This is a genomic window from Hoeflea phototrophica DFL-43, from assembly GCF_000154705.2.
Classification (GTDB): Bacteria; Pseudomonadota; Alphaproteobacteria; order Rhizobiales; family Rhizobiaceae; genus Hoeflea; species Hoeflea phototrophica.
Genome location: NZ_CM002917.1, coordinates 2,335,820 through 2,360,962, shown reverse-complemented (window position 1 = coordinate 2,360,962; position 25,143 = coordinate 2,335,820). Strand labels below are relative to the sequence as shown.

26 protein-coding genes are annotated in these 25,143 nt (G+C 60.8%); 15 read left to right on the top strand and 11 right to left on the bottom strand.

The genetic code is table 11. The annotated features are described in order from the left end of the window. Positions 1–13: 13 nt before the first annotated feature. Complete coding sequence (locus tag HPDFL43_RS11225) at positions 14–643, bottom strand: MarC family protein (RefSeq protein ID WP_007197457.1); 630 nt, start codon at positions 641–643, stop codon at positions 14–16. 195 nt (positions 644–838) lie between these two features. Here HPDFL43_RS11225 and gyrA point away from each other — a divergent pair, with 195 nt between their 5' ends. After that, positions 839–3,676 (top strand): DNA gyrase subunit A, encoded by a 2,838-nt coding sequence (gene gyrA / locus HPDFL43_RS11220; RefSeq protein WP_007197456.1) that lies wholly within the window; start codon positions 839–841, stop codon positions 3,674–3,676. 193 nt (positions 3,677–3,869) lie between these two features. On the opposite strand, the gene HPDFL43_RS11215 is transcribed toward gyrA, so the two are convergent. Both HPDFL43_RS11215 and HPDFL43_RS11210 read right to left on the bottom strand, forming a co-directional pair. Next, the gene (locus HPDFL43_RS11215; protein WP_040449203.1) at positions 3,870–4,664 is read right to left on the bottom strand and encodes a carbon-nitrogen hydrolase family protein; all 795 of its coding nucleotides are present in this window, start codon (positions 4,662–4,664) and stop codon (positions 3,870–3,872) included. 2 nt (positions 4,665–4,666) lie between these two features. Next, the gene (locus HPDFL43_RS11210) at positions 4,667–5,824 is read right to left on the bottom strand and encodes a M24 family metallopeptidase (protein WP_007197452.1); all 1,158 of its coding nucleotides are present in this window, start codon (positions 5,822–5,824) and stop codon (positions 4,667–4,669) included. A gap of 475 nt (positions 5,825–6,299) precedes the next feature. Between HPDFL43_RS11210 and HPDFL43_RS11205 the strand changes: the two genes are divergently transcribed. Together HPDFL43_RS11205 and HPDFL43_RS11200 are read left to right on the top strand one after the other, a co-directional pair. Next, entirely contained in the window at positions 6,300–7,001 is a 702-nt protein-coding gene (locus HPDFL43_RS11205) for a helix-turn-helix transcriptional regulator (protein WP_040449202.1), read from the top strand. Positions 7,002–7,098: 97 nt separating this feature from the next. Then, complete coding sequence (locus tag HPDFL43_RS11200; protein WP_007197449.1) at positions 7,099–7,479, top strand: VOC family protein; 381 nt, start codon at positions 7,099–7,101, stop codon at positions 7,477–7,479. A 75-nt stretch (positions 7,480–7,554) separates the two neighbouring features. On the opposite strand, the gene HPDFL43_RS11195 is transcribed toward HPDFL43_RS11200, so the two are convergent. Both HPDFL43_RS11195 and HPDFL43_RS11190 read right to left on the bottom strand, forming a co-directional pair. Further along, a complete protein-coding gene (locus HPDFL43_RS11195) occupies positions 7,555–7,713 on the bottom strand; it encodes a hypothetical protein (RefSeq protein ID WP_007197448.1) in 159 nt (52 codons plus the stop codon). A gap of 137 nt (positions 7,714–7,850) precedes the next feature. Next, the gene (locus HPDFL43_RS11190; protein WP_007197447.1) at positions 7,851–8,762 is read right to left on the bottom strand and encodes a transglutaminase-like domain-containing protein; all 912 of its coding nucleotides are present in this window, start codon (positions 8,760–8,762) and stop codon (positions 7,851–7,853) included. 410 nt (positions 8,763–9,172) lie between these two features. On the opposite strand from HPDFL43_RS11190, the gene HPDFL43_RS11185 reads away from it, so the two are divergent. The 8 genes from HPDFL43_RS11185 (at position 9,173) to tgt (ending at position 14,170) form a co-directional block, all read left to right on the top strand. Then, positions 9,173–9,385: a hypothetical protein gene (locus tag HPDFL43_RS11185; RefSeq protein ID WP_007197446.1), complete on the top strand. Its 213-nt coding sequence runs from the start codon at positions 9,173–9,175 to the stop codon at positions 9,383–9,385. Between the two features lie 136 nt (positions 9,386–9,521). After that, positions 9,522–9,662: a hypothetical protein gene (locus HPDFL43_RS22120; protein WP_007197445.1), complete on the top strand. Its 141-nt coding sequence runs from the start codon at positions 9,522–9,524 to the stop codon at positions 9,660–9,662. A gap of 34 nt (positions 9,663–9,696) precedes the next feature. Then, a complete protein-coding gene (locus HPDFL43_RS11180; protein ID WP_007197444.1) occupies positions 9,697–9,957 on the top strand; it encodes a DUF1488 family protein in 261 nt (86 codons plus the stop codon). 137 nt (positions 9,958–10,094) lie between these two features. Continuing rightward, positions 10,095–10,592, top strand: a complete 498-nt coding sequence (gene coaD, locus HPDFL43_RS11175; RefSeq protein WP_040450103.1) for a pantetheine-phosphate adenylyltransferase — start codon at positions 10,095–10,097, stop codon at positions 10,590–10,592. Between the two features lie 178 nt (positions 10,593–10,770). Next, positions 10,771–11,337 (top strand): peptidylprolyl isomerase, encoded by a 567-nt coding sequence (locus tag HPDFL43_RS11170; protein WP_007197442.1) that lies wholly within the window; start codon positions 10,771–10,773, stop codon positions 11,335–11,337. A 36-nt stretch (positions 11,338–11,373) separates the two neighbouring features. Next, positions 11,374–11,889 carry a peptidylprolyl isomerase gene (locus tag HPDFL43_RS11165; RefSeq protein WP_007197441.1) on the top strand — a complete coding sequence of 172 codons (516 nt, stop codon included), beginning with the start codon at positions 11,374–11,376 and terminating at the stop codon, positions 11,887–11,889. 71 nt (positions 11,890–11,960) lie between these two features. After that, positions 11,961–13,040, top strand: a complete 1,080-nt coding sequence (queA, locus tag HPDFL43_RS11160; protein WP_007197440.1) for a tRNA preQ1(34) S-adenosylmethionine ribosyltransferase-isomerase QueA — start codon at positions 11,961–11,963, stop codon at positions 13,038–13,040. Then, positions 13,037–14,170 (top strand): tRNA guanosine(34) transglycosylase Tgt, encoded by a 1,134-nt coding sequence (tgt, locus tag HPDFL43_RS11155; protein ID WP_007197439.1) that lies wholly within the window; start codon positions 13,037–13,039, stop codon positions 14,168–14,170. The genes queA and tgt overlap by 4 nt, the downstream gene beginning before the upstream one ends. Positions 14,171–14,396: 226 nt before the next feature. Here the strand turns inward: tgt and HPDFL43_RS11150 are convergent, their stop codons facing one another. From HPDFL43_RS11150 to HPDFL43_RS11125, 6 genes are all read right to left on the bottom strand, one after another. Further along, positions 14,397–14,729, bottom strand: coding sequence for a hypothetical protein (locus HPDFL43_RS11150; RefSeq protein WP_040450102.1), 333 nt, complete (start codon positions 14,727–14,729; stop codon positions 14,397–14,399). A gap of 261 nt (positions 14,730–14,990) precedes the next feature. Further along, the gene (locus HPDFL43_RS11145) at positions 14,991–15,539 is read right to left on the bottom strand and encodes a hypothetical protein (RefSeq protein WP_007197437.1); all 549 of its coding nucleotides are present in this window, start codon (positions 15,537–15,539) and stop codon (positions 14,991–14,993) included. Positions 15,540–16,775: 1,236 nt separating this feature from the next. Continuing rightward, a complete protein-coding gene (locus HPDFL43_RS11140) occupies positions 16,776–17,192 on the bottom strand; it encodes a DUF4864 domain-containing protein (RefSeq protein WP_052093295.1) in 417 nt (138 codons plus the stop codon). A gap of 207 nt (positions 17,193–17,399) precedes the next feature. Next, positions 17,400–18,440: an alcohol dehydrogenase catalytic domain-containing protein gene (locus HPDFL43_RS11135; RefSeq protein ID WP_007197435.1), complete on the bottom strand. Its 1,041-nt coding sequence runs from the start codon at positions 18,438–18,440 to the stop codon at positions 17,400–17,402. A gap of 9 nt (positions 18,441–18,449) precedes the next feature. Further along, positions 18,450–19,418, bottom strand: a complete 969-nt coding sequence (locus HPDFL43_RS11130) for an NADPH:quinone oxidoreductase family protein (RefSeq protein WP_007197434.1) — start codon at positions 19,416–19,418, stop codon at positions 18,450–18,452. 7 nt (positions 19,419–19,425) lie between these two features. Further along, positions 19,426–20,652, bottom strand: a complete 1,227-nt coding sequence (locus HPDFL43_RS11125; RefSeq protein ID WP_007197433.1) for an acyl-CoA dehydrogenase family protein — start codon at positions 20,650–20,652, stop codon at positions 19,426–19,428. A 216-nt stretch (positions 20,653–20,868) separates the two neighbouring features. Between HPDFL43_RS11125 and HPDFL43_RS11120 the strand changes: the two genes are divergently transcribed. The 4 genes from HPDFL43_RS11120 (at position 20,869) to HPDFL43_RS11105 (ending at position 25,143) form a co-directional block, all read left to right on the top strand. After that, a complete protein-coding gene (locus HPDFL43_RS11120) occupies positions 20,869–21,687 on the top strand; it encodes an SDR family oxidoreductase (protein ID WP_007197432.1) in 819 nt (272 codons plus the stop codon). A 39-nt stretch (positions 21,688–21,726) separates the two neighbouring features. Further along, entirely contained in the window at positions 21,727–22,752 is a 1,026-nt protein-coding gene (locus HPDFL43_RS11115; RefSeq protein WP_007197431.1) for a phosphotransferase, read from the top strand. Between the two features lie 2 nt (positions 22,753–22,754). Next, complete coding sequence (locus HPDFL43_RS11110; protein ID WP_052093186.1) at positions 22,755–23,531, top strand: SDR family NAD(P)-dependent oxidoreductase; 777 nt, start codon at positions 22,755–22,757, stop codon at positions 23,529–23,531. Positions 23,532–23,646: 115 nt separating this feature from the next. Further along, positions 23,647–25,143 (top strand): CoA-acylating methylmalonate-semialdehyde dehydrogenase, encoded by a 1,497-nt coding sequence (locus HPDFL43_RS11105; RefSeq protein ID WP_007197429.1) that lies wholly within the window; start codon positions 23,647–23,649, stop codon positions 25,141–25,143.

Below are 25,143 nucleotides of genomic sequence, written 5' to 3'. Positions count from 1 at the left end.
CCGGCGTTTTGCCTCAGGTGGTGATGAACACCTGTTTGATGCCGTCGACAACGAACTGCACCGAAAGCGCTGCCAGCACCACGCCCAGCAGCCGGGTCAGGATGGTGCGGCCGGTGGAGCCCAGGAACTGATCGAGCCGTTCGGCGATCACCAGGGTCAGAAACAGCACAATTGACGCGGCGATGATCACGCCGATCAGCGCCGAGCGTTCCACCGGGGCGTAGAACGAACCGGCCAGCAGGATGACGGCGGAAATCGCGCCCGGGCCGGCGATCAGCGGGATGGCCAACGGAAACACCGCAACATTGGAAATATGATCCTTGGTGATCGCCACTTCGGCACTTTTTTCATGGCGTTCCTGGCGTTTTTCAAAAATCATTTCGAAGGCAATCCAGAACAGCAGAATGCCGCCGGCAATGCGGAAAGCCCCGATCGAGATGCCGAGTATGCCCAGAATGCTAGCTCCGGCGATGGCGAAGACCGCGAGGATGCCCGCGCCGGTTACCGTGCCGCGCAAGGCCACCTGAATACGCTGGCTGCGGGTCATGCCCTGGGTCAGCCCGAGAAAGATCGCCGCCAGTCCGGGCGGGTCGTACATCACGATGATGGTGATGAAGGCGTTGATGAGAAGATCGGCGCTCATGGCGGGCTCCAAAGCCTTGCAGAAAGGTCGTTTGTCGAGGCTTACGACACTGCTTGTGGCACCGAAACCCCTAATCCGGACCGCAACGGTGGAGAAAGTGGTTTTGTGTGGTCAAATGGGCTTGTCAAAATTGGCGGTGGCGGCGGCTTTGGGCTATAAGACCGCAATGATTCCATCCAATTGTCGTGGACCGCTTTGACAGACCAGAAAACACCTTCCGGGCCGATCACTCCGGGCATCGAGCCGGTTTCCATCATCGAGGAAATGCAGCGCTCCTATCTTGATTACGCGATGAGCGTGATCGTCAGCCGTGCGCTGCCTGATGTGCGCGACGGGTTGAAGCCTGTACACCGCCGAATCCTGCATGCCATGCATGAGGGCGGCTACCACTGGAACCGCAAATATGTGAAGTCGTCGCGCATCGTCGGTGACGTCATGGGTAAATATCACCCGCATGGCGACCAGTCGATCTATGACGCCATGGTGCGCATGGCGCAGCACTGGTCGATGGGTGCCATGCTGATTGACGGACAGGGCAATTTCGGCTCGATCGACGGCGATCCGCCGGCCGCCATGCGTTACACCGAGTCCCGGCTGGCCAAGCTAGCGCATGAGATGATCGAGGACATCGACAAGGACACTGTCGATTTCCAGGAGACCTATGATTCCTCCGGCCGCGAGCCGAAGGTGCTGCCGGCGCGCTTTCCCAACCTCTTGGTCAATGGCGCGGGTGGTATTGCGGTTGGTATGGCCACCAACATTCCGCCGCACAATCTGGTCGAGGTGGTCAATGGCTGCATGGCGATCATGGACAATCCGTCGATTGATCTCCTCGAGCTGATGCAGATCATTCCCGGCCCGGATTTTCCGACCTCGGGCATCATTCTGGGCCAGGCCGGAATCCGCCAGGCGTTCGAGACCGGCCGCGGTTCGGTGATCATGCGCGGCAAGGTTCATGTCGAGCCGATGCGCAATGACCGCGAGGCCATCATCATCACCGAGGTTCCCTATCAGGTGAACAAATCGTCGATGATCGAGAAGATGGCGGAGCTGGTGCGCGACAAGCGCATCGAGGGCATTTCCGATCTGCGTGACGAATCCGACCGCCAAGGCTACCGGGTGGTGATCGAGCTCAAGCGCGATGCCAATGCCGATGTGATCATCAACCAGCTCTACCGCTACACGCCGCTGCAGTCCTCCTTCGGGGTCAACATGGTGGCGCTCAATGGCGGCAAGCCGGAGTTGATGAACCTCATCGACATGCTCAAGGCGTTCGTGTCGTTCCGCGAGGATGTGATCACGCGGCGCACCAAGTACCTGCTGCGCAAGGCGCGCGAGCGCGCACATGTGTTGGTCGGTCTGGCGATTGCGGTTGCCAACATCGATGAAGTCATTGCGCTGATCCGCAAGGCGCCGGATCCCGCGACGGCACGCGAACAGTTGATGACAAGGCGCTGGCCGGCGATGGATGTCGAGGTGCTGATCCGGCTGATCGACGATCCGCGCCACCGCATCAATGAGGACGGGACCTACAATCTCTCCGAGGAGCAGGCCCGGGCTATTCTGGAACTGCGTCTTGCCCGCCTGACAGCACTCGGCCGCGACGAAATCGGCGATGAACTCGGCAAGATCGGCGAGGAGATCAAGGATTTCCTTGAGATCCTGGGCTCACGCATCCGTGTTCAGCAGATCGTCAAGGACGAGCTGATTGCCGTGCGTGACGAGTTCGGCGTGCCGCGGCGCACCGTGATCGCCGAGGGCGGTCCGGACATGGACGATGAAGACCTGATTGCCCGCGAAGACATGGTCGTGACCGTGAGTCATGCGGGCTACATCAAGCGGGTGCCGCTCGCCACCTACCGGGCGCAGCGCCGCGGCGGCAAGGGCCGCTCGGGCATGGCCACCAAGGACGAGGATTTCGTCACAAGGCTGTTCGTCGCCAACACCCATACGCCGGTGTTGTTCTTCTCCTCGCGCGGCATTGTCTACAAGGAAAAGGTCTGGCGCCTGCCGATCGGCACGCCGACCTCGCGCGGCAAGGCGCTGATCAACATGCTGCCGCTTGAAAAGGGCGAGCGGATCACCTCGATCATGCCGTTGCCGGAAGACGAAACCAGCTGCGGCGAACTCGATGTGATGTTCTCCACCAAGCGCGGCACTGTGCGGCGCAACAAGCTCTCGGACTTCGTGCAGGTCAACCGCAATGGCAAGATCGCCATGAAGCTCGACAGCGATGGCGACGAGATCCTCAATGTCGAGACCTGCAACGAGCTTGACGACGTGCTGCTGACCACGGCTCTGGGCCAGTGCATCCGCTTCTCGGTCGATGATGTGCGGGTGTTTGCGGGCCGCAACTCGGTCGGTGTGCGCGGCATCAATCTTGGTCAGGGCGACACGATCATCTCGATGACCATCGTCCACCACGTGGATGCCGAAGCTTCCGAGCGCGCGGCCTATCTCAAGCGCGCCATGGCCGAGCGGCGTGCCGCGATCGGTGAAGAGGGCGATGTCGAGGAGGTCGCACTGGTCGGCGAGGATGCTGTCGAAGACGGCGAGCTCTCCGATGAGCGTTACGCCGAGCTCAAGGCGCGCGAGCAGTTCATTCTGACCGTGTCGGAAAAGGGTTACGGCAAGCGTTCCTCGAGCTACGAGTTCCGCATCTCGGGCCGCGGCGGCAAGGGTATCCGCGCCACCGACACCTCCAAGACCGGTGAAATCGGTCCGTTGATCGCCGCCTTCCCGGTGGAGCCGGGCGACCAGATCATGATGGTGTCGGATGGCGGCCAGGTGATCCGCGTCCCGGTCGGCGGCATCCGCATGGCCAGCCGCGCCACCAAGGGCGTGACCATCTTCAACACCGCCAAGGACGAGCGCGTCGTCTCGGTCGACCGGATCAACGAACCGGAGTCCGACGAGGAGTTGGAAGAGGGTGTCGAGGGTGAAACAGTTGAAGGTGTGGCTGATGCCGCGCCGGATGCTAACGGAACGCCGGCGCCTGATGCCAGTTCAGCCGGCGAAGAGCCGCAGAGCTGATTGATCCGCATTTAGGGATTGAAAAAGCCGGGAAGGGATCCCCGGCTTTTCTGTGGGTGGTGGCTGGCAATGGGGCAATCGGTGGTATTGGGCTGATGTGAGTTGGGGAAAGGTGAGTTTGGTCGGGGAGTGTGAATTCGCCGCACGTGCGCATCGACGGCAGCTATGCAGACAAAGTGACCAATTTTGAAAATTAACAGATGGCTGCTTTCAGCATCTTTAGATCTGTCAAATACGGCAGGCGGCTCTGGGCTTCGGCCACCCGTCCGTGCTCAACTGCCGCGTAAATAAGCTCTGGTGAACTGCCTGCGCGGGCAAGTTCTTCCCCGTTCGGCGCGGCGATGAAGCTTTGTCCCAAAAAATGCATCCCGTTCTCGATGCCTGCGCTGTTGGCATAGGCAAGAAATACACCATTCTCATATGCGCGCGTCGGGATCATTGTATGAGAAACCCAGCCCCATTGCGCTCCAAGGGCTGTAGGAACCAATATCAGTTCCGCCCCCATAGCGGCCACGTGGCGTGTGGTTTCAGGGAATTCCGCGTCGTAGCAAATAAGAGTGGCGATCTGCAGGCCCCGATAGCTGAACAAGCTACAGCCTTCCCCATGCTTGAAATGATCTGCCTCAAATCCCGGCGGGATAGCCAGTTTTCGATGCCCGCCAAGGCGCGCACCATCGGGTCCGAAACATTGCGCTGTGTTGAATATGTCTTCCCCAACAGCTTCGGCGAAACCGTAATGGATCGCTACGCCATACGCTTTTGCCAGTGCTGCAATCGTTTGCCCCGTTTGCCCGTCCGCAGGTTCTGCCTGCGCAGCGATCTGGTCACCGATGTTATAGCCAGTCGCAAACAGCTCTGGCAGCAAAAGCAAATCTGTTTGCTTGGAAGCGACCTCAGGCAATACGTCGCGCAGCCATTCAAGACGGGCCTCGGGGGTCGCAAGCTCTGCGGGAGACTGACCTACTGCGAGGCGAAAGAGATCACCCACTTCTAGCCTTCCGTGACTAGTAATTCGCGTGGGTAGTTGGTGATGTATTCAAACCCCGTATCGGTCACGACGATCGAGTCGCCGATACGACCAGCTGTCACGCCATCAATTGAGATCCCCCCATCAACTGCGAAGGTCATGCCAGTCTGCAAAACCGTCTTATCGCCCGCCTTAAGCTCCGGCGCTTCAAGATAGGCCACACCGATAGAGCGGCCTGTGCGGTAGCCCGTCTCATATCCCCGCGCGTCATAGACAGCATTGGCAGCCGCCGCCACGTCTTGGGCCAGAACACCCGGTCTGATCGCTGCAATGGCAGCTTGCTGCGCTTCAATCGCAGCTTCTTGCACGCGGGCCGCATCGTCTTTGACCTCGCCCACATGAAACATGCGGTCAAAGCCAAGCTTGTATTGTTTGAATTGAGCCATATTGCAGAAACAGAAGTAGACGGGATCGGCCAGTTCATATTGTTTAACCGAGGCACGACGGTGAACCATCGAAGTATCCTTACCGCTTTGCAAAATCTGAAGGTTGTGGATCATAGGAGAGACAAACCGGTCCCATCCCTTGTCTGTGAGGAAGGTCGCAGCCTTGCGCGATCCGGCCTGGATCACTGCTAGCGCGCTTTCATACTCTGGCATACCGACCGCTAGACTGCCGTGTGCTGCAGCCATCATGGCCCCTGCGATCTGACCTGCTTCTTTCATCACTGCAATCTCGAAGGGTGATTTAATCATGCGCAAGGCACCCAATACGGGCGAGATGTCTTTGATCGGCACGCCGCCATATGTATCGTCGATGTAGTTACGCACGATGGCAGCAATGGTGTTCCGCTCGATCCAAATCTCGGACGGTTTGTTACCCAATGCATGCCCGAGTGCAGCCCCCCATGTGCGTTCGCCAAAGTCTTCCCAAACGCGGACATCCTCAATCCAAGTCATCTCTGCGACCATCTCGGATTCCATCAACGGCGTGATGACAATCGGCGCATCCTGCGCTTTGACCACAACCATGGATGGCCTGCCAAATTCGATTCCGAGATAGCCCCAAAACCCTGCCAAATAGGCCATCGAACTTTCATCAGTGAATACGGCACATTCGATGCCTTGATCTTTCATGCGTTGCTGCAATGCTGCTGTGCGTTTCTTGGCTTCTTCGAGCATATTGGGATCCTAATACTGGGCGGCGTTACCAAAAGTAGGGAACGCTAGACCTTGGACGGCAGGCCTGTCAATTCAATTGGGAACGAGCAGGATTTCGTGCGAATAAATCTCAACTTGGGTGCAAACGACGAATGAAACTCTGTCTGAAGGCATTGTCTCCGACCGAACTTTCGCAGGAAGGCCTCTTTGGTTCGAAATTTCGGAGACTACTGTGTCCAATTCCCGAAAGCGGACCTTAGCTGCACTACCAAAATACGGTAAAGTGGGCTCATTGCAGTCGTTCGCTGCAGGTGACACCAAGGTCCGCTCAGGGCCGAAAGCTGCCACCTGTCCGTGCACAATTGTGGTGTATGACGAATCTCTTTGCCGCCGAAGGCCGATACTGTTGCCCCTCGAAAACTTCCTCCCCATCCTGCCACATTCTGGCAGCAGCCGTGTTACACTCGCCCACCGTCACCCTGTCCCGGAGCCCGATTTGTCCCGCGCCGCCCGTCTTCTTGATCTCCTGCAAGTGTTCCGCCGCTACAAGCATCCGGTCAGCGGGGCTGCGCTCGCCGATGAGCTGGGCGTGTCGCTCCGGACCATCTACCGCGACATCGAAGCCCTGAAAGCCCAAGGCGCGGCGATTGACGGAGAGGCGGGGGTTGGCTTTGTGCTCAAGCCCGGCTTCATGTTGCCGCCGCTGATGTTCTCCGAGGACGAGATCGAGGCGCTTGTGCTCGGTTCGCGCTGGGTGGCCGAGCGCACCGACCAGCCACTGGGGGCGGCGGCGCGCAATGCGCTGACCAAGATCGCCGCGGTGCTGCCGCCGGATCTCAAGGCTGGGCTTGATGAATCCACCCTCATTGTTGGGCCGGGCGCGCCGCTAGCGGCCGGCGAGAGCGAACTGCCGGCCATTCGCGACGCCATCCGCCGCCAGCGCAAGCTGACCATCTCCTATGCCGATGTGAACGGAAACTGCACCGACCGGGTGATCTGGCCTGTCGCTCTGGCCTTTTTCGATCAGGCCCGCGTGATTGTGGCCTGGTGCGAATTGCGCAATGATTTTCGGCATTTCCGGGCAGACCGGATCCTCGGCCTTAAGGTCGAGGCCAATGGCTATCCGCAAAGACGCGCGGTGCTGATGAAACAATGGCAGGAGAAGGAGGGGGCGCATCTGAGAAAACGCCGGGAGTGAAGTGTTTTCTTATGCTGACAAATTCTGACAGCATTAAATTGTAGTCTTTCCGGGTGGCCAAAAGGTCATCGCTTTTACCAATGGACGGAGAGACAAAATGATGAATTTCGATTTCGTGCTGCTGCATGTGGCCAATCCGTTGGCCAGTGCCGACTTCTATTCCGGGTTGCTCGGCAAGCCGGTTGTGGAATCAAGCCCCGGTTTTGCCATGCTGCCGCTCAACGAGACAGTGATGCTCGGCTTGTGGCTGGCCGATGATGCGGCTCAGGGTGGGACCGGGCAGCCCGGGGCCAGCGAGGTGTCCTTTGATGTCAAGGACAAGGACAATCTCGATGGCCTGCACAGCGACTGGCGCGCCAGGGGCATACCGGTTCTGGTGGAGCCGATGGAGATGCCGTTCGGGCACACCTTCGTGGCTGCCGATCCCGATGGTCACCGGATCCGGATCGTGGCGACCGGCAAGGCCATGTCCCACTGACAAAAAAGCCCTGCCCGGGACAGGGATCCGGGCAGGGCCGCCTTGGAGGAGGAGGTCAGGCGTAACTTCAGAACGTCAGAAATGGGACCTGCGGGCAAACGGAGCGGCATCACGCCGGCCATGCAGGTCTGGTTGGCGCGAGCGGACCGGCATTGCTTCGCGCATGGCGCCCAAGACCAGGCCGCTGAAGAGAAGCGCGATGGTGAAGGCGAGAGCTGCCAGAGCAAGTGTCATGTCGGTGTCCTTTCGTCCGTTTTCGTTCGGATGATGCGATTTAAGCAAAACCAGTCTGAACGGAAGCTGAACGCGCGAAATGCCCGGTTTTTTTCCCAGCCGCCAGCCGCCAGCCGGTGGGCACCGGGCGGGCAGGCTCAGAAAAGGTGCACGGCACCGGGGACGGCAAGGCCGAAGTCCGGACCACCGGGACGGGGCGCGGGCAGGGACGCAAACATCGCATGGATATCCTGATCGCTGGTGCCGTCTTCGAGCAGAGTGGTCCAGACCCGGAAGGAGGAGAGCTGATAGGCCCCGAAAGAGGTGATCATCGCCACATCCGATGCGTCGGAGCCGCGAACCATCAGGATCCGCCCGATTCGGGGAACATTGTAGCGTGCATCCACGGTGTGCCAGCTGCCGCCAAGAAACACCTCGAACCAGGCGCAGAAATCATCGAAGCCTGAATCGGGTACGCCGATATCGCCGAGATAGCCGCTGGCATAGCGCGCGGGAATGTTCATGGCGCGGCATAGGCTGACGCTCAGATGCGCGAAGTCACGGCAGACGCCGGATTTCTCCTCCAGCACATCGCGGGCGGTCTTGTCGGGGCGGCCGAACTTGTAGCCGAAGGTGACGTGGTTGTGCACAAAATTGCAGATCGCCTGCACCCGCGGCCAGCCTTCCTGGGTGTTGCCGAAATTGGCCCAGGCGAAATTGCCCAGACTGTCGGAATCGCAATAGCGGCTTGCGGTCAGGAAGGTGAGCGTGTCGCTGGGCAGGTCCTCGATCCGGTGCTGGATTGCGAAACTCGGCACATGATCGGGCGCGCCGCTGACTTCGGCGACGCAATCGGACCAGAAGGTCGTTCTTCCGGTGTCGGCGACGGCGCGCGAGATCCTGTTGCCGTATCTGTCCACATAGGAGGAGATCGGAGTCATGCTGGTCGAGCGGACATAGTCCGAACCGATCAGCCGTCCGTTGAATTCCGTGTGGGTCGAAAGCGCCAGCAGCATCGGCACCGGCGCCGGGCAATCAACCATGATTTCGAAACCGAACCTGATGAGCATGCAGCCGCCTTGCTTTGGAGAGATTGAAAGACACTGCCCAGACCGCGGGACAACCCGTAAAAGGCCCTGAAACGATAGCTTCGCCCCAACAGCGCGATGAATGCCCGTTTCCAGTGTGGCACGTCTTTCATTATTGCACGTCTGCGGGCAGGGATGGAGGAAATCTCAAACCTCTGGATCTGATGGGAGTTTCAGCACGGCCCGGCAAATGTCTTGGCACATGATTGCGGCGCCTGCGCCTTGCATAAACCGCAATTGTGGCGCATTGATCTGTCGTTCGCACCCAAGCGTGCTGCCGCCTTGTCGATCCGCAGCTACCAGACTTTCCGCTTGTTCCTCGACCATGCATCCAGAAATGGCGTTTGACGCCAGGGCGTGGGCATCCCTACGGCAAGCAAAGGACTGACGATATGGCCAGAAGCATCTTCACCAAGGGTCAACGGGTTTCACTCCAATCCAGAGTGGGTCTGTCACCGCGTACGCCGACCGAGTTTACGGTCGAGCTGCGGTTGCCTGACAACAGCGGCAGGCCGCAGTACCGGATCCGCAATGAAGAGCAAGGCCATGAGCGCGTTGAACAGGGCAGCAATCTCGAACTGATCGCTCCCGGCATGGACGACTAGCCAGGCCGAGACTCGGGCCCAGACGGGCCGGTGAAACGGCATCCTGGCGCAAGCGGCGCCGGGGCTTGAAGCATCCAACGTAACCTGAGCTTCGATCTGTTTTGGTCGAGGCGGCATATTCTGCCGAGGAAAAGACATGGCCAAAGGTCAAATGAGATCCAACCGGGAAGTCCGCAAACCCAAGAAAGACAAGACAGCTGCTAAGGTTCAGGCTGAACCGGGTTCAGCGGTCAAGCAACTCGAAACCAACCCGTTTCAGAAGAAGGGCAAGAAATGAGTTCACTCTCTTCTGCCCGATTGCGGTCCGCACAATGATCGCATTCCCCAACGAAATGCGCAGTTTCGACGAAGACGCCGGAACCTTCCGGTTTTCGGGCTATGATGGCGTCATGGAAGTGCGTTTTGTGCTTGAAGCGCCTGCACTGGAACGTCTTGCCGGGCTGTCGCGCTCTGCGGACACCAAGTATCTTGATGCCTTCGACCAGAACCGAAAGCAGATCCAGGCCGCTGCGCTCAAGGCCTATCAGCGAACCCACAAATCGCTGATCCGGCTGACAACGGCCGATTTCTAGGAAACGGACCGCGTTTTCAGGGCTCTTACCTCCCTGTTCCTGGCCGTATTTTCCGCTCTGCAACTTCAGTTCAAAGCAATCATCCCTTGAAGCGGCCCGTCTGGCGTGACAAAACGCCAGGCAAAGGGAAGATTGCAATGCGTACAGCGTTTTATCCAGGGTCCTTCGACCCGATGACCAATGGTCACATTGATGTGCTTGAGCAGGCGCTGGCGCTTTGCGATGAGCTGGTCATTGGCATCGGGGTGCATCCGGGCAAGGCGCCGTTGTTTTCCTTCGATGAACGCGCCAGCATGATCTCGCATGTCGTTCAGTCGGAATTTCCTCTACGCTTCGAGACAGTTACGGTCATTTCCTTCGATGGACTTGTGATCGATGCTGCATCTCAGGCCGGCGCCACGGTTCTGGTTCGCGGTTTGCGGGACGGCACCGATCTCGACTATGAAATGCAGATGGCCGGGATGAACCGCGCCATGGCGCCCGACATCACCACCGTGTTCGCACCCGCTTTTCCTCAAACCCGCCATATCACCGCCACGCTTGTGCGCCAGATCGCCAAGATGGGCGGTGATGTCAGCCCGTTTGTGCCCGAACTCGTGCAAAAGGCACTCGCCGCGCGTATCGCCGAGGCCTGAATCCTTATCTGTCCGATGGACTTTGCCGCAGCAGGCACCACATAGAGGCTACAAGCACCCCAAGCCGGCAGTTGACCAGCTGGCCTCACGCCGCGGCGTTGCAAAGCGCCCGGCAGTATGTCAAACGGATGCCGCCGGACTGGCTTGGTCCGGCCGTCCAAAATCTCCCGGAGCTCTCATGCCTTCGTTTCGTTTTCTTCCCGCAGCACTTCTCGCTCTCTCTCTGGCCTTTCCGAGCCTTGCAACGGCAGCCGAGCAGCTGACCATCACGCTCAAGACCGGTGATGTGGTCATCGAGCTTGCCGATGACGTGGCACCGAACCACGCCGCTCGGCTCAAGGCGCTTGCCGATGCCGGCGAGTATGACAATGTTGCCTTTCACCGGGTGATCGAGGGCTTCATGGCCCAGACCGGCGATGTCCAGTTCGGCGACATGGAAGATGGTTTCGCGCCCCGCCGCGCAGGCATGGGCGGGTCTTCGCAACCGGATCTGGCGGCCGAATTTTCCGACAAGCCTTTCGTGCGCGGCACGGTGGGCATGGCGCGGTCGCAGAACCCCAATTCCGCCAATTCGCAGTTCTTCATCATGTTTGCTGATGGCGATTTTCTCAATGGTCAGTACACCGTTGTGGGTACCGTGGTTGAAGGCATGGAGCATGTTGACCAGATCAAGCGCGGCAACCCCAACACCAATGGCGCCGTGACTGATCCGGACCGCATGATCAAGGTCCGCTCCGGCGGCTGACGACACATTCCAATCGATAAAAACAGGAGACACCCCATGGCGGAGATCAAGGATCCCGAAAACACGCTCATCGTGGAAACCACGCAAGGCACCATCACCATCGAGATGCTGCCCGATCTCGCGCCCGGCCACGTTGCGCGGATCAAGGAACTTGCCCGCGAAGGCGCCTATGATGGTGTGGTGTTTCACCGCGTGATCGAGGGTTTCATGGCCCAGACCGGCGACGTCAAGTTCGGCAAGTCGGACGGCGCGTCCTTCGACCCGCGCCGCGCCGGCATGGGTGGCTCGGACAAGCCGGACCTGAAGGCCGAGTTCTCCAACATGAACCATGGCCGCGGCACCTGCTCGATGGCCCGCGCCCAGGATCCCAATTCTGCCAACTCGCAGTTCTTCATCTGCTTTGACGACGCCGGCTTCCTCAACCGTCAATACACGGTCTGGGGCCAGGTGATGGAAGGCATGGACAATGTTGACAAGATCAAGCGCGGCGAGCCCGTGGTCGATCCCGACAAGATTGTCTCGATGAAGGTTGCGGCTGACGCCAAGGCCTAAGTCACGGATACGCGCGGGATTCGACGGCTTCAGGCCATGTGAATTCCGCGCGTTTTTTATGAGGCGCACTTATGCGCGTTGACCTTTTCGATTTCCACCTTCCCGATGAGAGCATCGCGCTGAGGCCCGCAAGCCCGCGTGACAGTGCCAGAATGCTGTGCGTGGCCCCGGATGGTGGGCTTTCCGACGCCATTGTGCGCGATCTCGCGGCACAGCTTCAACCGGGCGACGCGCTGGTGTTCAACGACACACGCGTGATCCCGGCGCAGCTTGAAGGGTTTCGCAATCGCGGTGACAATCAGGTCCGTGTTTCCGCAACTTTGCACATGCGGTCGGGCCCGGACCGCTGGAAGGCCTTTGTGCGCCCCGGCAAGCGGATCAAGCCCGGCGACCGGCTGTCTTTTGGCGGTGATGGCTCTGCCTGCCTCCAGGGCGTGCTCGATGCCACGGCGGGGGAGCGCGGCGAGGGCGGCGAGATCGAGCTGATCTTCGATCTCTCCGGTCCCGCGCTTGACGAGGCGATCATGGCCACCGGCCACATTCCGCTGCCGCCCTACATCGCCTCCAAACGCGGCGAGGACGCGCAGGACCGCAAGGATTATCAGACCATCTATGCCCGCGAGGATGGCGCGGTTGCTGCCCCCACTGCGGGGCTGCATTTCACCGATGCGCTGTTTGCGAGCCTTGATGCGCGCGGCATCGTCCGGCATTTCGTCACGCTGCATGTGGGGGCGGGCACCTTTCTGCCGGTCAAGGCCGATGACACCGCAGAACACAGGATGCATTCGGAGATCGGCCATGTCAGCGCCGAGACCGCGGCAGCGCTCAACCAGGTGCGGGCCAGTGGCGGACGCATCGTCTCGGTCGGCACCACCTCATTGCGTTTGCTCGAAAGCGCGGCGGACGAAAACGGCACGATTCAGCCCTGGTCCGGCCCGACCGACATCTTCATCACGCCCGGCTACCGGTTTCGCGCCGTCGACGTGCTGATGACCAATTTTCACCTTCCGCGCTCGACGCTGTTCATGCTGGTTTCGGCCTTTTGCGGGCTCGAGACCATGCGCGCCGCCTATGACCACGCGATTGAGACCGGCTACCGCTTCTATTCCTATGGCGATTCCAGCCTGTTGTTCCGGAGCGACCAGCGATGACTGACACCTTCCAGTTCAAGCTCAAGGCCACCGACGGCAAGGCGCGGCGCGGCGAGATCTCAATGCCGCGCGGCACGATCCGCACACCGGCCTTCATGCCCGTGGGCACCGGCGGCACGGTCAAGGCGATGTATATGGACCAGGTGCGCGATCTGGGCGCCGACATCATTCTGGGCAACACCTATCACCTGATGCTGCGCCCCGGCGCCGAGCGTGTGGCGCGGCTTGGCGGGTTGCATCATTTTGCCCGCTGGGACGGCCCGATCCTGACCGATTCTGGCGGCTTTCAGGTGATGTCGCTGTCCGCGCTGCGCAAGATCACCGAGCACGGCGTCACCTTCCAGTCCCACATCGACGGCTCGCGCCACGAGATGAGCCCGGAGCGCTCGATCGAAATCCAGGGCCTGCTCGGCTCCGACATCCAGATGCAGCTCGATGAATGCGTGCGGCTGCCGGCGAGCGAGAGCGAGATCGAGCGCGCCATGGAAATGTCATTGCGCTGGGCCGAGCGCTGCAGGGTTGCCTTCGGCGACCAGCCCGGCAAGGCGATGTTCGGCATTGTCCAGGGCGGCGATATCCCGAAGCTGCGCGAGCGCTCGGCGGGGGGGCTCACCGCGCTTGACCTGAAAGGCTATGCGGTCGGCGGGCTGGCCGTGGGCGAGCCGCAGGAGGTGATGCTCGACATGCTCGATGTCACCTGTCCGGCGCTGCCGGTGGAGAAGCCGCGCTATTTGATGGGTGTCGGCACGCCTGACGACATCCTCAAATCGGTGGGCCGCGGCATCGACATGTTCGACTGCGTGATGCCGACCCGCGCCGGCCGCCATGGCCTTGCTTTCACCCGCCACGGCAAGATCAACCTCAAGAATGCGCGCCACGCCGAGGACCACCGCCCGCTCGACGAGGAGAGTTCCTGCCCGGCGGCGCGCGACTATTCCCGCGCCTATCTGCATCACCTGGTCCGTTCCAACGAGATCCTCGGCATGATGCTGATCACCTGGAACAATCTGAGCTACTATCAGGACCTGATGTCCGGCATCCGCGGCGCCATCGAGGCGCAGACATTCGAGGCGTTTTCAGCCGAGACGCAAGAGCGCTGGGCCAGAGGCGATATTCCGCCGCTGGGATAGGGACGCTTGAGGCAGCGCCTCCACACTCTCCGTCATCCCGGACTTGATCCGGGATCCAGCGACCCGGCGTCCGCCGGGTCAATAGACCCTTTTAGCCCAAGGACTTGGGCTGGCTGGATGCCGGGTCAGGCCCGGCATGACGGGCATTAGTGTCTCGGCCACAAGCATGCAGGAACTTGAACCAGCAGCCACCCTGTTGCGTGGACCAAATAACCCACAGACATCCTCAATCCGCGTCGAGCGTCTTCTCGCAGTGCGACGGCCCGCCATTGGTGCCGGGACGGTCGGCGAGGGCGCGGATCGTTCTGATGGTGTAATCCTTGTTGACGATCAATTCCACATAGCAGGACCGGCCGCCGGTGAAGCCGCCGCGCCAGGTGTTGACGGTGGTGCCGCCCGGCCCGCTGCGGTCCGAATTGGGCGGCCCGAAGGCTGCAAAAAACTCACCCGCCGACTTCCCGTTCCAGCGCTCCTGCAGCGGATTTGTGGGCGCCGAGGTGGTGGTGCAGGCTGAAACAACAACGGCAAAAACAGACAAGAGTGCAAGGCGGAAGCGCATGGTCGGCATAACCCCGGGACGTGCATGATTGCAAAGAGCAACGGCCACGGGCCGCCGCTGACCGGTCATAGCGGATTCGGGGCGAGGGGAAAATGGGGGTGCGCGGGATGATCCGCGATCCGCGGGTGGAATAGATGGGTGGCGTTGTGGGGTGATTTCAATGCGGGATGTCGGGATGCGGCCCAAAGCTGCCGTTCATCGCCTTGTCAAATGCTGCGCCGCGCCGCCGGCATCAACGCAGCTCGCCAAAGAGCGAAAACGCTAGAAAGCCGCCTTGAATTCACGGATCAGCATTTCGTCCCATCGGGTCATCACTTTTTCTCTGAAACGGTCCTCGTCGTAGAACCATCGAGAGAACTTGTCGATTTCGAAAATGTCGTCCTTCGCTGCGACAGCTTCCAGAAATCGAGGGGACCCAAAAGTGAAGTCATGCTGGTTAAAAGTGAACATCGCGAAGCAATAGTTGTCGAAGGTCTCAAAAGCTGAAAAGTCAGTCGCCAGGCATTCTTCCAGTGTCATCAATGGCTTAAAGCACGGCTGTCGCATAGGCGGACGCTGATCATCTTTCCTCGCGATATCAGAACCCGGCTCATCAACATGGATCATGACTCCACTATTTTCGAGGATTTCAGCGCTCCATTCCCATTTGCTTATGAAACCATGATCAAACACCCCTAGAGGGAACATAATTTCGTCGTCCCACCAGGTGTCAAAACGTGCCCTCTCCGATTCTATCAACGCGTAGGCGTCGTAGAGGAATTCGTAGATAAGAGCGGCGACGGGAGCGTTGCGGAAACTGGCTTTGGACATAGGGTAAATAAATGGGCTTCATTGCCCTACGCAATCAAGACTTGTGCCTTCGCACCATTGACAGTTAACGCTTTCCGTTGCGAATTCATCGCAGGGCAGTGGTTGCAGATTACCTTACTTGCGTGGAAGGGCAATCGGCGAACAGCCGCAGACCCATGGTGCCCAACAAAACCGGGGCTGTTCGGTCCAGTGATTTCGCGAAGATGTAGGCGGAGCTCCACGCGACTTGAAGTTGGCGCTAAAATCTCATGCAGCAAACAGCCGCTCTCCGCCCCACCACGCCATTCGCTGTCGGCCTGTTTCTCCGTTTCCCGGAGCCACGACCGAAGCATACCAAACGCGTAGGCACGGCGGTTCGGCCTCTCCCCTTGTGGGAGAGGAAGCAATTTCAGCGTCTTAGCCGAAGGCTAAGTGCTAGAAATTGCAGGTGAGGGGAAAATTCTGGAGCTTGATCCGACCCCCTCTCTTGCAAAATCTATGACTTAGCTGACGCTAAGGTCATGATTTTGCTTTCTCCCCCACCAATGGGGAGAAAGCCACGGCACTGTCATCACTGCAATATCGCGCCCATTTCTTCCCCACCCTCCAAACCCCGTGTCACACTTTGCATGCTCCCGCTGCCGGATGGATCGTGAACGCTTCGAGCCAGGCGGGAGGAAGGCCCTTGTGGTGTTGGCGTAACGTGCGGCAATGCCGGAGGGGAGGTGGAAACGACCGCGTTTCCGTTGGCAGCCTGTTGGCGCTTTGTGGCGTTTGCTGGCCAAGCCAGCCACCGGAGAAGCCCCTGTCCCCTGTGCCGGTTCGCGCCGGCCGGCAGCCGGGCCGGGGGTGGAAACGGGCCTGTGGCGGACCGGCTTTCGGATGCGGGGTTGGTGCTGATTTGAGCACCGGCGCCCCCGCATCGGCAACGAAGGCCTGTGTGCGTGCCGGAGCGTGGTTCAAGGTGAGCGTGGCGGCCTCTGTCCGGGCTGTTGCAGGATCCGGTTTCCGTCTGTCGGATGCGGACATCATCCGGCGAATTTCGGGCCGTGCGCAGGTTGCGCCACCCCCGTGCATGTTCCACCAGCATGCACACACCAAAACCCAATTTCCGAACGGCGCAGCCTGTGCGCGGCCCTCCGGAATTCATCGCACAGCACATCCCGGCGATTGCCGCGCGGGAGGGTTCGCCATGTCCGTTTCCGGGCAGTGCCCGAAGCTCCTCTGCCAGTGCCCCGGCAGGCATGGGTGACCCGTTCAGGTGACCGGCGCTGCGGCCTTGATCATCTGGACGCCGTTGATCTTGAAGCTGCCATCGGGCTGCCGCTCGAGCGAGTAGAGCGCCGTCCAGTCCTGGCCGTCCGGCCCCTGGATCAGCACCTCCTGGATCAGGCCTGAGCCATCGGGCGCCAGCTTGGAGCGGCCGAAGGCAAAATTGCCCGGGCGGTAGACCGGCTGGTAGCCGCGTTTGACCATGTCGAAGAAGCGGCTTTCATCGGGATACATGCGCTTGATGGACGGGGCGGCGAAGGAATAGGCGGTTGCCATGTCATCGGCCAGAAAGGCCTGGATCTGGCTCTCGATGATGGACTGTGCCGCGGCGGCGTCATCTGCGCGGGCCGGGGTCAGCAAGAGAAGTGTCGCCGCCACGAGGGCGGCAACAAGAGCTGCGATGCGGTGGTTGATTTTGATGCGCTTGGGATCGGTCATAGTGTGGCCTCCATGGTTTTGACATAGGACGCCCTGGCCAGATGGAAAGTTCTCCGTCTCCCTCAATGATGATCTCGCTTCATGTTTAACCTTTAGAGAAGCGGAAAGATCGAATCTAAACATAAGGTTATACGCAATAACTAAAGTAAACTATCAATGCCTGGCACGGCGCTATGGCACGAGCATCACCTTGCCGTCGCCCAGTTTCAGCGCTTCGGGAAGGTCCTGCATGGCGTCGGAGAGCTTCACGGTGGCCACCACTTCGGTTTTCCAGGCCCCTGAGATGAAACGGTTCTGCACGCCGCGCAGGGTTTTGAGCTTCTCGATCAGCGATGCGCGCTTGAACCATTTTGTCAGCCAGAAGCCCTCGATCTTCTTGTCCATGAAGATCAGCTGGCCAGTTTCGGGGATGGTTGGCGGCGCCGTGTCGAGTTTGCCATAGATCACCCAGCGGGCCCGCGCCGGCATCGCGGTGAAGATATCTGCCGCGCGCTGGCCCGCCACCGCATCAAGCAGCACACGCGGCTTCTCGCTCTTGCACAGAGCCGCAAGCCTGGCATCAAATTCCGGGTCGGACTCAATCAGCACATGGGCCGCGCCGAGGCTTTGGAGATGGGCGGCCTGGCTTGGTTTGCGGATCACCGCGATCATGCTGTAGCCATGATCGCGCGCCAGTCCCGCCATCAGCTTGCCCAGCTGCGAAAAGCCGGCGGTGAAGATGAAGCTCTTCGAGCCCGACTGGCGGACGATGTCGAACATGGTCCAGGCGGTCACCGGATTGACCACATGGCCTGCAGCATCCTCGTCGCGCATCGCCGGTTTCACCACCACGCAGGTGGCGGCTGACACCGCTATATACTCCGCCCAGGCGCCAGAACCCGCGACCCCGCCGACAAAGGCCACCCGCTTGCCCTTGAGATAGCGGGCATAGAGGCCGTTGCCGTCGACCACGTCGCCGACGCCTTCAAAGCCCGCCGCAGCGCCCTTGACGCGCGGCTGGCCGTATTCGCCCTTGATGAAATAGAGATCGGACGGGTTGACCGAAGCCATCCGCACCTTGATCAGAACTTCGCCTGGCCCGGGCCTGGGGACGGGCAGGGGACAATAGTCGAGATAGGGCTCGAGGCTGTCGATGGCAGCGCCCGTGCGCGGTGCGTCGCTGAGGCCGCCGTGTTTGAGCACAAGCGCGTTCATGGTGGTTGGCAGGGTCATGTGCGGTCCTCAGGGGATCAGGATGGTCTTTCCGACCGCGCCGCGGTCGAGAATGCGCTGCAAGGCATCGGCAGCTTCGGACAGGGGCCGGCGTACATCGATCCGCGGCTTGATCAGGCCGCTCGAATGCCAGGCGAAGAGTTCGCGGTTGTTGGCGGCATAGGCCTTGGGCTCATGGCTCACAAAGGAGCCCCAGAACACGCCAACCAGCGAATATTCCTTGAGCAGTGCCAGATTGACCGCGAGTTTTGGGATTTCGCCCGAGGCGAAGCCGACCACCAAGAGCCGTCCATTGCGGGCCATGGCGCGGGCGGCCACCTCGAAGGCGGGGCCGCCGACCGGGTCGTAGGCGACGTCCACGCCTTTTCCGCCGGTTTCCGATTTGAGCGCTTCGCGCAGGCCCTCATAGGGCAGGGCAACATCCGCGCCTGCGTCCAGGCAGGCTGAGCGTTTTTCATCGCTCGAGGCCACCGCGATCACCCGTGCGCCGATGGCCTTGCCAATCGATACGGCCGCCAGGCCGGTTGAGCCCGCGGCGCCAAGCACCAGCAAAGTCTCGGTTTTCTTGAGTTGCGCGCGCTGGCGCAGGGCGTGATGCGAGGTGCCCCAGGCGCACATCAAGGCGCAGGCGTCCTCACAGGTCATCTGATCGGGAAGGGCAAAGACGCGGTCTGCGGGTGCGAGCACCTGTTGCGCATAGGCGCCTCGGTCGATCATGGCCACGACTCGGTCACCAGGCTTGAGGCTGGTGATACCGGCGCCGACGCTTTTGATCCGGCCAGCGGCTTCCATGCCCGGAATGAACGGTGTTTCGGGCTTCATCTGGTAGAGACCCTGGACCAGAAGCCCGTCGGGATAATTGACCCCGATCGCCTCGGCGCTGATCACCACTTCGGCCTTGCCCGGGTCCGGTTCGGGCATGTCGCGGTATTCGAGATTTGAAACGGGTCCGTAGTCCGGACAGATGATGGCTTTCATGGCGGGGTCAGACCTTTTCCTGGGTGTAGCGCTTGAGTTCGGCGCGGGCGACCTGACGGCGGTGGACGGCATCGGGGCCGTCGGCGAGGCGCAGGGTGCGCAGATGGGTCCACATGCGGGCCAGCGGCGTGTCCTGGGAAATGCCCTGTCCGCCGAACATCTGCACAGCCTCGTCGGTGACCTTGAGCGCCACGCGCGGTGCCACCACCTTGATCTGGCTGATAAAGGGGGCTGCGGCACGGGCATCGCCTTGATCCATCATCCAGGCGGCCTTTAGGCACAGCAGCCGCGCCATTTCGATCTCCATCCGGCATTCGGCGATGATGTCGTAATTGGCGCCAAGCTGGGCCAGCTTCTTGCCGAAAGCCTCGCGGGCGAGCGCGCGTTTGCACATCAGTTCGAGTGCCATTTCGGCCTGGCCGATGGCGCGCATGCAATGGTGGATCCGGCCCGGCCCAAGCCGTCCTTGCGCGATTTCGAAGCCCTTGCCCTCGCCGACCAGCAGATTGCTTGCCGGCACCCGCACATCGGTGAATCTGAGATGGTAGTGGCCATGCGGCGCGTCATCATGGCCATAGACCTGCATGGGGCGCAGCTTGTCGATTCCGGCCGTGTCGGCGGGCACCAGGATCATCGAATGGCGGGCGTGTTTGGGCGTGTCGTCATCGCCGGTGCGCACCATCACGATGTAGATCGCGCAGCGCGGATCGCCGGCGCCCGAGGCCCACCATTTCTCACCGTTGAGGACGTAGGAATCGCCGTCGCGGACGCAGCGCATCGAAATGTTGGTGGCGTCGGAAGAGGCCATGTCCGGCTCGGTCATCAGATAGGCGGAACGGATCTTTCCCTCGAGCAGCGGCTCAAGCCATTGCGCCTGATGCTCGGGCGTTCCGTAGCGGCCAAGCACCTCCATGTTGCCGGTGTCGGGCGCCGAGCAGTTGAAGGTTTCCGCACCCAGATGCGCCTTGCCCATTTCTTCCGCCAGATAGGCATATTCGACCGTGGTCAGGCCGTTTCCGGCGTGGGTGCGCCAGAGGTTCCAGAGCCCGCGCTCGCGGGCCTTGGCCTTGAGGCCTTCGAGGATTTCGGTCTGCCGCGGGGTGTAGCTCCAGCGGTCGCCCCGGGAGCCGACCTCAGCCAGGAATTCGTCGTCGAGCGTGATGATTTCATTGCGCACCATGTCGCGCACTGCCTCCAGCAGTGGCTTGAGATTGCTCGAAATCCCCAGGTCCATCGCGTTTGTACCGGTCAAATTGATCTCCCCCTCCTGTTGTGCACTGCGGGCTTCGCTATTTGCCGAATCTTCCCTTTACGCACACGTCAATTGTAAGCCATGCTATCTGTCCAGGCTTCGGGCGGCAATCGTTCGCGGGCCGATTTGAGCAGTCCGTTGACATCCTTTACAGGGGTGGCGATGCAATGCCCGGCGTTACCATTGGGAGGTGGCACAATGAGCTATTTGGAAGACCTGTTTTCGGTTCGCGGCAAGGTCGCGCTGGTAACCGGAGGGGCAACAGGTATCGGGCGGATGATTGCTACCGGACTGGCGCAGGCTGGCGCGCGGGTGCTGATCGCCTCGCGCAAGGGTGAGGATTGCGCCCGCGTGGCCGAGCAGATCAACGCACTTGGTTGTACCGGCTCGGTGGAAGGATTTGCCGGCGATGTGGGGACCGAGGAAGGGATTGCAGCCCTTGTGGAAGCGGTGAAGGCGCGCACAGCGCAGCTTCACATCCTGGTCAACAATGCTGGCGTTTCCTGGGGAGCAAGCTATGAGGAATTCCCCCATGCGGCCTGGGCCAAGGTGATGGGTGTCAATGTGGCGGGACTTTTCACGCTGACCCGCGAGCTGACGCCGCTGATGGTTGAAGCGGCCAGCGCCGAGGATCCGGCGCGGGTGATCAATCTGGGTTCGGTAATGGGGACCCAGCCGGTCGCCGATGGTGCCTATTCCTACACCGCCTCCAAGGCCGCTGTGCATCATCTTACAAGGACACTTGCCGAGGAACTGGCCGGACGGCGGATTACGGTCAACGCCTTCGCCCCGGGTCCCTTCCAGAGCAAGATGACAGCCTTTGCGACCGGGCGCGATGAACAGGTCGAGCGGATCAGCACCGGGGTGCCGCTTGGCCGGATCGGGCAGCCGGACGATGTGGCTGGCGCGACCATCTATCTTTGCAGTCGGGCGGGGGCCTACATCACTGGGGCGATCCTGCCGATTGATGGCGGATTGTCTGTTCAACATGCGGTCCGGCTGTTCAAGGATGCTTGAAGGCATGCAATAAGCCGATGAGCAGGGAGGACGCTTGAGATGGATGCCGAACCGTTTGACATGGAAAACCTGGCCGATGAACTGCACGAGCTGGTTCCCGGCTTTTCTGGCCTTCATGAGATCATGAAGTTCAACACCGGGCAATCCAACCCGACCTACCGGGTTGAAGCTGACAGCGGCCGCTATGTGCTGCGCGCCAAGCCGCCTGGAACGCTGCTCAAATCCGCTCATCAGGTCGACCGTGAGTACCGGGTGATGAAGGCGTTGGCGGATCAGGGCGTCCCGGTGCCCAAAGTGCTTGGCCTGTCTGATGAGCACAGCGCCATCGGCCGGATGTATTTCGTCATGGAGCTGATCGAGGGGCACATATTCTGGGATCCGGCCTTGCCGGAAACCACCATGACGGAACGTACCGCGGTCTATGACGGCATGAACCAGGTGCTTGCGAAACTGCACAGCGTCGACCCGGAAGCCGCAGGCCTTGGGGATTTCGGCCGACCGGGCAATTATTTTGCGCGCCAGATCAGGCGTTGGAGCGAGCAATATCTTGCCAGTAAGACCGACGAGCTTGAGGACATGGACAAGCTGATGAGCTGGCTCAACGAAAACCTGCCCGAGGATGATGGTCAGGTCTCGGTGGTGCATGGTGATTTCCGGCTCGACAACATGATCTTTGACGGCCATGGCGGTCATGTGCTGGCGCTGATCGACTGGGAACTGTCGACGCTCGGGCACCCGATGGCCGATCTTGCCTATCAGTGCATGCAATGGCGTCTGCCCCATGACAGCGGGTTCAGGGGGCTTGGCGGTCTCGACCGCGATCAGCTCGGCATCCCTCAGGAAGCCGTTTACGTGGCGCGCTACACCGAGCGCAGCGGCATCAAGGCGGACAATTGGACCTTCTGCCTGGCGTTCTCCTTCTTCCGCCTCGCGTCGATCCTGCAGGGCGTCTACAAGCGCTCGCTGGATGGCAATGCGTCCAATCCCGAGCGGGCGCGGGACTATGGCAAGGCGGTCCCGCTTCTGGCCATGATGGCTGGTGACGTGATCACCGGAAAGGCATGACAATGGCGGAGTTCACCGACCGGGTTATCCTCCTGACCGGTGCGGCCGGCGGCTTTGGCGAGGCGGCAGCGCGGTATTTTTCCAGGGCTGGCGCGCGTCTGGTGTTGAGCGATCTCGATGCCGATGCGCTTGAGGCGCTGGCAACCGGACTGGGCGGCGAGTGCGAGACCTGCGCCGGAGACATCTGCGACCCTGAGCTTTCCGAACGGCTTGTGGAACGGGCCCTGTCGCGGTTCGGCCGGATCGATGTTGCGGTCAACAATGCCGGCGTGGTCCACGATCTGATGTTTCTGCCCGACACACCGCTCGATGTTGCGCGCAAGATCATCGATGTCGATCTGATGGGAGTGTTCTTTGCCATGCGGGCGCAACTGCCTGCGTTTGAAAAGCAGTTCCGCGACACGGGCGAGGTCGGAGCGATCGTTAATGTTGCCTCGGTGGCGGGGGTGGTCGGCGCACCAAGACTGTCCGTCTATGCGGCCGCCAAGCACGGGGTTGTGGGGCTCACCAAATCGGCGGCGATCGAATATGCGCGGCGCGGGGTGCGGGTGAACGCGCTGTGCCCGTCCTTCGCACGCACGGCGATGGTCACCGGATTTCTCGATGAGGCAGGTGATGGACGGTCGGCTGCGGAAGCCGGACTGGTGCGGGCAATCCCGATGGGACGTTTGGCCGAGGTCGACGAGGTCATTGCGGGGCTTGCCTTTCTTGCCGACCCGGCCGCGAGTTTCGTCACCGGCCAGACCCTGCAAGTGGATGGCGGCCTGTCGGCTGCTTGAGGTTAGGGGTATCTGATGTGCGAATTTGCACAACGGATGAGCATTTCGAGCTGTTGAGCATCAAGACAAGTAAGTGCATGGTGAATCTATACAGTGATAACGCGGAGGTACGACCATGAACGAACTCACCCACTACATCGGCGGCAAGCATGTCAAAGGACAATCGGACCGCTTTGCCGACGTCATGAACCCGGCCACGGGCGAGGTTCAGGCGAAGGTGCCGCTGGCCTCCAGCGAGGAACTGGCCCATGCTGTCGAGGTCGCGGCCAAGGCGCAGGTTGGATGGGGTGCGACCAACCCGCAGAAGCGCGCGCGGGTGCTGATGAAGTTCGTTCAGCTTCTGCATCGCGACATGGACAAGCTGGCCGAAGCGCTTTCGCGCGAGCACGGCAAGACCATTCCCGACGCCAAGGGCGATGTGATCCGCGGCCTGGAAGTGGCGGAATTCTGCTTTGGCGCCCCGCATCTGCTGAAGGGCGAATTCACCGAGGGTGCAGGCCCCGGCATCGACATGTATTCGCTGCGTCAGCCGCTTGGCGTGGTCGCAGGCATCACCCCGTTCAATTTCCCGGCCATGATCCCGATGTGGAAGTTCTGCCCGGCGATTGCTGCCGGAAATGCCTTTATCCTCAAGCCATCCGAGCGCGATCCGTCGGTGCCGCTGATGCTGGCCGAACTGATGACCGAGGCCGGCCTGCCCGATGGCATTCTCAATGTCGTCAATGGCGACAAGGGTGCGGTTGACGCGATCCTCGACCATCCGGAAATCATGGCCATCGGTTTTGTCGGCTCGACACCGATCGCGGAGTACATCTATGGGCGCGGTTGCGCCAACGGCAAGCGGGTCCAGTGCTTCGGCGGCGCCAAGAACCACATGATCATCATGCCGGACGCTGATATGGACCAGGCCGTCGATGCGCTGATTGGCGCGGGCTATGGTGCTGCCGGTGAGCGCTGCATGGCGATTTCCGTTGCTGTTCCTGTTGGCGAGAAGACCGCAGATCTGCTGATCGAGAAGCTGGCCCCAAGGGTCGAAGCGCTCAAGATCGGGCCTTACACCGACGGCAATGACGTCGATTTCGGACCGCTGGTCACCAAGGAAGCCCGCAACCGGGTGCTCGGGCTGATCAATTCGGGCGTGGAGCAGGGCGCGAAGCTCGTGGTTGATGGCCGCGATTTCTCGATGCAGGGCTATGAGGACGGCTATTTCGTCGGCGGTTGCCTGTTCGACAACGTGACCCGCGACATGGACATCTACCAGCAGGAGATTTTCGGTCCGGTGCTCTCCGTCGTCCGTGCGCCAACCTATGCCGAGGCGCTGCGTTATCCGATGGAGCATGAATACGGCAACGGCACCGCGATCTTCACCCGCGATGGTGACACCGCGCGTGATTTCGTCAGCCGCATCAACATCGGCATGGTCGGCGTCAATGTGCCGATCCCGGTGCCGCTGGCCTATCACACCTTCGGCGGCTGGAAGAAATCCGGCTTCGGTGACCTCAACCAGCATGGGCCGGACGGCTTCCGCTTCTACACCCGCACCAAGACGGTGACGGCACGCTGGCCTTCGGGTATCAAGGAAGGGGCCGAGTTCGTTATCCCCACCATGTGA

Coding starts and splice junctions, on each gene's coding strand:
- HPDFL43_RS11225 (WP_007197457.1), bottom strand. CDS start 643: ATGAGCGCCGATCTTCTCATCAACGCCTTCATCACCATCATCGTGATG.
- HPDFL43_RS11210 (WP_007197452.1), bottom strand. CDS start 5,824: ATGCTCGAAGAAGCCAAGAAACGCACAGCAGCATTGCAGCAACGCATG.
- HPDFL43_RS11200 (WP_007197449.1), top strand. CDS start 7,099: ATGATGAATTTCGATTTCGTGCTGCTGCATGTGGCCAATCCGTTGGCC.
- HPDFL43_RS11195 (WP_007197448.1), bottom strand. CDS start 7,713: ATGACACTTGCTCTGGCAGCTCTCGCCTTCACCATCGCGCTTCTCTTC.
- HPDFL43_RS11190 (WP_007197447.1), bottom strand. CDS start 8,762: ATGCTCATCAGGTTCGGTTTCGAAATCATGGTTGATTGCCCGGCGCCG.
- HPDFL43_RS11185 (WP_007197446.1), top strand. CDS start 9,173: ATGGCCAGAAGCATCTTCACCAAGGGTCAACGGGTTTCACTCCAATCC.
- HPDFL43_RS22120 (WP_007197445.1), top strand. CDS start 9,522: ATGGCCAAAGGTCAAATGAGATCCAACCGGGAAGTCCGCAAACCCAAG.
- HPDFL43_RS11180 (WP_007197444.1), top strand. CDS start 9,697: ATGATCGCATTCCCCAACGAAATGCGCAGTTTCGACGAAGACGCCGGA.
- coaD (WP_040450103.1), top strand. CDS start 10,095: ATGCGTACAGCGTTTTATCCAGGGTCCTTCGACCCGATGACCAATGGT.
- HPDFL43_RS11170 (WP_007197442.1), top strand. CDS start 10,771: ATGCCTTCGTTTCGTTTTCTTCCCGCAGCACTTCTCGCTCTCTCTCTG.
- HPDFL43_RS11165 (WP_007197441.1), top strand. CDS start 11,374: ATGGCGGAGATCAAGGATCCCGAAAACACGCTCATCGTGGAAACCACG.
- queA (WP_007197440.1), top strand. CDS start 11,961: ATGCGCGTTGACCTTTTCGATTTCCACCTTCCCGATGAGAGCATCGCG.
- tgt (WP_007197439.1), top strand. CDS start 13,037: ATGACTGACACCTTCCAGTTCAAGCTCAAGGCCACCGACGGCAAGGCG.
- HPDFL43_RS11150 (WP_040450102.1), bottom strand. CDS start 14,729: ATGCGCTTCCGCCTTGCACTCTTGTCTGTTTTTGCCGTTGTTGTTTCA.
- HPDFL43_RS11145 (WP_007197437.1), bottom strand. CDS start 15,539: ATGTCCAAAGCCAGTTTCCGCAACGCTCCCGTCGCCGCTCTTATCTAC.
- HPDFL43_RS11135 (WP_007197435.1), bottom strand. CDS start 18,440: ATGACCCTGCCAACCACCATGAACGCGCTTGTGCTCAAACACGGCGGC.
- HPDFL43_RS11130 (WP_007197434.1), bottom strand. CDS start 19,418: ATGAAAGCCATCATCTGTCCGGACTACGGACCCGTTTCAAATCTCGAA.
- HPDFL43_RS11125 (WP_007197433.1), bottom strand. CDS start 20,652: ATGGACCTGGGGATTTCGAGCAATCTCAAGCCACTGCTGGAGGCAGTG.
- HPDFL43_RS11120 (WP_007197432.1), top strand. CDS start 20,869: ATGAGCTATTTGGAAGACCTGTTTTCGGTTCGCGGCAAGGTCGCGCTG.
- HPDFL43_RS11115 (WP_007197431.1), top strand. CDS start 21,727: ATGGATGCCGAACCGTTTGACATGGAAAACCTGGCCGATGAACTGCAC.
- HPDFL43_RS11110 (WP_052093186.1), top strand. CDS start 22,755: ATGGCGGAGTTCACCGACCGGGTTATCCTCCTGACCGGTGCGGCCGGC.
- HPDFL43_RS11105 (WP_007197429.1), top strand. CDS start 23,647: ATGAACGAACTCACCCACTACATCGGCGGCAAGCATGTCAAAGGACAA.